Origin of the sequence: Antarctobacter heliothermus (assembly GCF_900188425.1) — a bacterium.
In the GTDB taxonomy this organism is placed as follows: Bacteria; Pseudomonadota; Alphaproteobacteria; order Rhodobacterales; family Rhodobacteraceae; genus Antarctobacter; species Antarctobacter heliothermus.
Genome location: NZ_FZON01000121.1, coordinates 1 through 4,395, shown reverse-complemented (window position 1 = coordinate 4,395; position 4,395 = coordinate 1). Strand labels below are relative to the sequence as shown.

Below are 4,395 nucleotides of genomic sequence, written 5' to 3'. Positions count from 1 at the left end.
ATGCTGGCGACCGTGGTCTTGAGCGAGGCCGCCAGCTTGGCCTGCGCATCAACGGTCTGTAGCCCCGAGCGGATCATGGCCACGCCTGCCGCAGCAGCAGCGGCCACAGCGGCGGCAGCGGCGAGCTTGACGCGCCGGGAGAAGGCGGCGAGGCGCGTGTTCGCCGCCTCCATCTCCCGGCTGAGCCGCCCGAACCCGCGCGCGCCAGCCTCGCCTATGCCTTCCAGTTCGGCGCGCACCTGTCGACCGCCGACCGCCCCGAGGCGGACAGAAACGCGTTTTTCAGCCATGCGAAGGATCCATCTGTTCGTTGAGTTTGGTCACCATCACCGCCTCGATGACGGGCAATAGTTCGGCCATGGCCAGCGGCGGCACGCCCAGCGCGTCACCCAGTGCGAAGGCTGCGGTCAGGTCCCAACCGATCACCGCGCCGGGCGACACGCGGAGTTGGCAGCCGAGACGACCGACGAGGTCCCAGACCTGCCAGCCCTCGAATGTGGCGGGACGGTTCAGCCGCGCCGGGCAGTCTGTGCAGGCTTTCTGACAGGCCTCGCAGGGTTCGCAACCCTCGCAGTATCGCTCGCCCCCGCCGAAGGCCCATTCGGCGAGAGCGTGGAGACGTTTTTTTCCTGTTCCAGCAGCAAGCCTTTGGAGACGTAGGTCAGCTGGAAGGCCTCGAAGATCGGCCAGATATCCAGGAGTGCGTCGATGGCGTCCGGACTCGGGTCGATGGACTCGCCCTCGGCATTGCCGATGCCCTCCCAGGCAAGAACCGCTCGTCGTGCCAGCGCCTTCGCGAAGGCGACAGCGCGCTCCTCGTCGGAAGCGTCATCGGGCACGGCCTCTACGGCTGGGTCGCTGCGGGTGGCCACCATCAGCGCGGTGGTCAGCGGGCGGAGTTGCACCCGGACACCGGGCACCAGGTCATGCCAGCGGGGCGCGTTCGTCAGATCGAGAGTGAGCATCAATAGGTCTCCACATCGTTCAAGAGGGTCGCGGTGCACATCCGGCCGACCGTACTGTCGCGCGCGGCTTGCCAGTCGAAAGTCGCCTGCACGCCCTGCGGTCCGGAAATCTCGATGCGGGGGCGCGGCAGGTACACGGCGTGCACGGTGAAGGTGACGCTCTCGCCGGACGGCAGCACATAGGCGAATTCCAACTCGCAAGGATCGCCGTTGATCGCCTGCGTCACCAGCGTTTGGTCGGCGAAACGCACCTCGATAGAGCCGGTCAGCGCGGCAATAGACGGGTCTGCGCCGTCGATGCGCCCGTCCGAGCGGATGGTCTCGATCCGGTCGAGATTGTTGGCATAGGTGATGTCGGCCGAGACGACGTTGCCGAGGGCGGACCCATTGCGGGTGATGGCCCCGTTGAAATGGCCGAAGCGCTGCAATTCGAGGGCGGCAGGCGTGCCTGCGCTTGTGGTTGTGCCCACCGTCTCGCCCTGCGCCACCAATCGGGCCGTTGCGGTCAAAAGGCCAGATCGCTGCATTTGCCAGTTGATCTGGTCGAGCACGCAGCCCGAATACATCGCAAAACGCGGCACCTCGGGCATGCCGGTCTCGATGGACATGCTGGGCAGCGTCCAGGATCCCGACTGAAACTCGTGCGTCCAGGGGCCTGTTCCGGTCGTGGTCGGATCGCCAAAGGCTGCCTTGAGCCAGAACCCGAAGGCTTCTGCGTCGAGCGGCACGACGACATCACCATCGGCCGTCACCGCATCCTTGATCGGCGCCAGCGGATCACGGCCGTAGCCGAGCAGTTCCGAATTCAGCAACGGCTGCTCCGCGCCGAGCGAGGTGCTGGCGAAGGGCATCTTCGTGAAGCCACCCACGGGCGGCGTTCCGTAGGTCGTCTCGAACGCAAGCGCCATCTGCGCCCGCGCCCCTTGGGCTCGTGCCATGTTCATCTCCTGGGATACGTTTTGACTACCTTGACCCCGCCAGTTCTGACTACTCTCGCGAGAACAAACCCCGGCAGGCCTTGCTTGCCGCGAAACTCATAGAAAGTTAGACCATGTCACAGACGTTAGCTGCCTCCAGTCCAGGCAATGCGCGGTCACATTTTGCAGCGGGCGCCAAGCTGTCGGGCGATCTGACAGTACCGGGACTTTTTGAACTGCTCGGGCATGCGGACGGGAAGATCACGGCAGACACAATTCTGATCGAACAAAGCGGATCTGCGGTCGGCGACCTTCGTGCGGACACCATTGTGGTCAAAGGGCGCTTCGAAGGGCGGATCATCGGCAGGGCCGTTACACTCCATGCAAGTGCCCAGCTTTCTGGCGAGATCTCTTATGTGACGCTCAAAATCGACAGCGGCGCTGAAGTGAACTGCACCTGCTCACGGCAGGATCCGAGCGAAACCTGAGGTGGCCGATCAGTCACGTGAGCGGGTCAGGCGTGGCGTAATGCAGGACCACCGAGATCACGGCGGCCTTCAGGGTGGCCGCGCCTTCGACGGGCAGATCGACCGGACGCGGCGCGTCCGCCTCGACCCAGTCACATAGGCCGCCGAGTGTGCGGTCGGCGGCAATCGCCGCACCTAGGCTGGCGGTCAGCGTGTCGAAATTGGCGTCTCGGTCGTTCGTTCTTTGCAATGGTCCCCCGGACCCTTGCATCTGCTGCGCAGACCGGGCCTCACCCTGCACGACCGCCTCAATCTCGGCGCGGTGTTGGTAATGGTAGCGCAGCGGCGACAGAGTCACCTCCGGCTCTCCCGGTTCGCCGTCGCGCAGGATCAGCAGGCCTGCCGTCGGTACGCGTTCAGGCAGGACGTCGCCCCGAAGAGCGGTGGCGGGCAGCGTTTGCAAAAGAGTGTGCAGCGCGGTGAGGATGGTTTCGCGGGGGGTGGGCATGTTCGCTCAGTCTGTTTTTCTTCTGCGCGGCAGCAACTTCGAGACAGATGCAGAACGCGAAAGCTCGAACGCAGCGTTCGACGCGATGGGCGGAAGCTGCCCTTCGCTGCGCCTCGGTCGAACTGGCAAAGTGCGGACAAAGGAGAAATCGAGTTTTTTCAGTGAAGGTCCGCTATCCTGTGCACCGCAACACGATACCGCTAGGCTTTAGTTGCGCAAACCAACAGATAGGGCCAACGCATCTTGATTCCTTCGTCGTCACGAAATGCTTCAGCGCCATCTCTGATATCGTTTATTATTGCCTGCTTGGCGTCTGACGCCTGCGCATCAATGAGCATGGGCGCTCGGACAATCCCCTTGTAAAGTAAATCGAGCAAGTCGTCGCCAGTTTGGCCGCGCCAGATGGCGACCTTCTTTTGACAGGTTGTCGAAACGAAGCCGGAGGCCAAAAGCACTCTTTCTGCTTCTGCGGCCAGTGCAAATCGAAACGGCGGCGGGGCGGGGGGTAAATCGACGTCCATCGTACCGTGTTTGTTGATTGCGGTCATCAACAGGCCCATCATGTCCCACCCTTCGTCAGGTGGAAGCCAAGCGGTATAGGAATAGGACCCGCCCGGCTTCAGCACGCGGGCGGCCTCGGAAATGGCGCTGTCCGGATCAGCGACGTGCCAAAGCCCAAAGGCACAGGTCGCCGCATCAAAATTCGCGTCTTCAAAGCGCAGCTTTTCGGCGTCCCCGACTTCAAATTCTGCGGCCGGCACACGTGACCGAGCAATGTCGATCATCGGTTCTGCAAAATCCACGCCCGTCACTTTTGCCCCACCGACGGCAGCAGCTTCAGCCAGATCCCCAGTTCCACAACAGATGTCAATCAAACGACACCCGGAAACATCCCCCAATCTCGCAAGCAACGGATCAATCGCCTGTCGGGTCACACCGGCAAAGTGGTCGTCGTAGAAGCGGGCCTTCTCAGCCCATCCTTGGTGTTCCAATTCTTTAAAGCTCGTCATGTTTCTTCCCCATGTCCCACCGCAATAAAAGCTACACGAGAAATGTGCAGAGGGCGAATGCGGACATTCGTCGATGGCGCAGCATCCGTGTCTCTGGGCTGATTGTGTTGAAAAACTCTTCAACTCGAAAATCGCTTCGAAATTTCGGAACATCATTCTTGCTGAAGGCGCTTTTACAAACCCCGTTCGCCAAGGGGCTTTGTTGCGCAAAGTCGGTAACGTCCGGAGTTCCCCTTTCCCCGGACGCAATTATCCCACAGGCTCTGTGACGGGTATGCCGAGCGCGGTGTAGCCGTTGAGCACGGCGGCGCGGATCTGAAGTTCGGCGACCTGACGATCGAAGTCGCGCGCCATGAGGCTCTGCCCCAGCAGCTTCACGCAATGCATCTTCGTCTCGGCGCGGCTTCGTCGGTGGTATCCGCTCCATTTTCTCCAGATGGCGCGGCCAAGGTATTTCGAAGCGCGCAGCGCCTCGTTCCGAGCGATAGCCCCTGCAGTCGATGGCTTCCACGGCTTGGCATTCTTGCG

At 62.1% G+C, this 4,395-nt stretch carries 6 protein-coding genes and 2 pseudogenes; 1 reads left to right on the top strand and 7 read right to left on the bottom strand.

Annotated elements, in window-relative coordinates; all coding sequences use genetic code 11:
• The 4 genes and pseudogenes from CHB90_RS25670 to CHB90_RS25660 form a co-directional block, all read right to left on the bottom strand.
• Positions 1-290, bottom strand: a pseudogene (locus CHB90_RS25670) (phage tail tape measure protein); the annotation flags it as partial.
• Positions 283-426, bottom strand: a complete 144-nt coding sequence (locus CHB90_RS27275; protein ID WP_245823390.1) for a DUF7697 family protein — start codon at positions 424-426, stop codon at positions 283-285. The gene CHB90_RS27275 and the pseudogene CHB90_RS25670, both read right to left, overlap by 8 nt.
• Before the next feature lie 83 nt (positions 427-509).
• Positions 510-965 (bottom strand): hypothetical protein, encoded by a 456-nt coding sequence (locus CHB90_RS25665; protein WP_089280526.1) that lies wholly within the window; start codon positions 963-965, stop codon positions 510-512.
• Positions 965-1,903, bottom strand: a complete 939-nt coding sequence (locus tag CHB90_RS25660) for a phage tail tube protein (RefSeq protein WP_089280527.1) — start codon at positions 1,901-1,903, stop codon at positions 965-967. Before CHB90_RS25660 ends, CHB90_RS25665 begins: the two co-directional genes overlap by 1 nt.
• 113 nt (positions 1,904-2,016) lie before the next feature.
• Here CHB90_RS25660 and CHB90_RS25655 point away from each other — a divergent pair, with 113 nt between their 5' ends.
• A complete protein-coding gene (locus tag CHB90_RS25655) occupies positions 2,017-2,370 on the top strand; it encodes a bactofilin family protein (protein WP_089280525.1) in 354 nt (117 codons plus the stop codon).
• A gap of 13 nt (positions 2,371-2,383) precedes the next feature.
• Here the strand turns inward: CHB90_RS25655 and CHB90_RS25650 are convergent, their stop codons facing one another.
• The 3 genes and pseudogenes from CHB90_RS25650 to CHB90_RS25640 all read right to left on the bottom strand — a co-directional run.
• Positions 2,384-2,857: an acyl-CoA transferase gene (locus CHB90_RS25650; protein WP_089280524.1), complete on the bottom strand. Its 474-nt coding sequence runs from the start codon at positions 2,855-2,857 to the stop codon at positions 2,384-2,386.
• Between the two features lie 200 nt (positions 2,858-3,057).
• Positions 3,058-3,867: a class I SAM-dependent methyltransferase gene (locus CHB90_RS25645; protein ID WP_170941196.1), complete on the bottom strand. Its 810-nt coding sequence runs from the start codon at positions 3,865-3,867 to the stop codon at positions 3,058-3,060.
• Positions 3,868-4,116: 249 nt separating this feature from the next.
• Positions 4,117-4,395 (bottom strand): annotated as a pseudogene (locus CHB90_RS25640) (IS5/IS1182 family transposase); the annotation flags it as partial.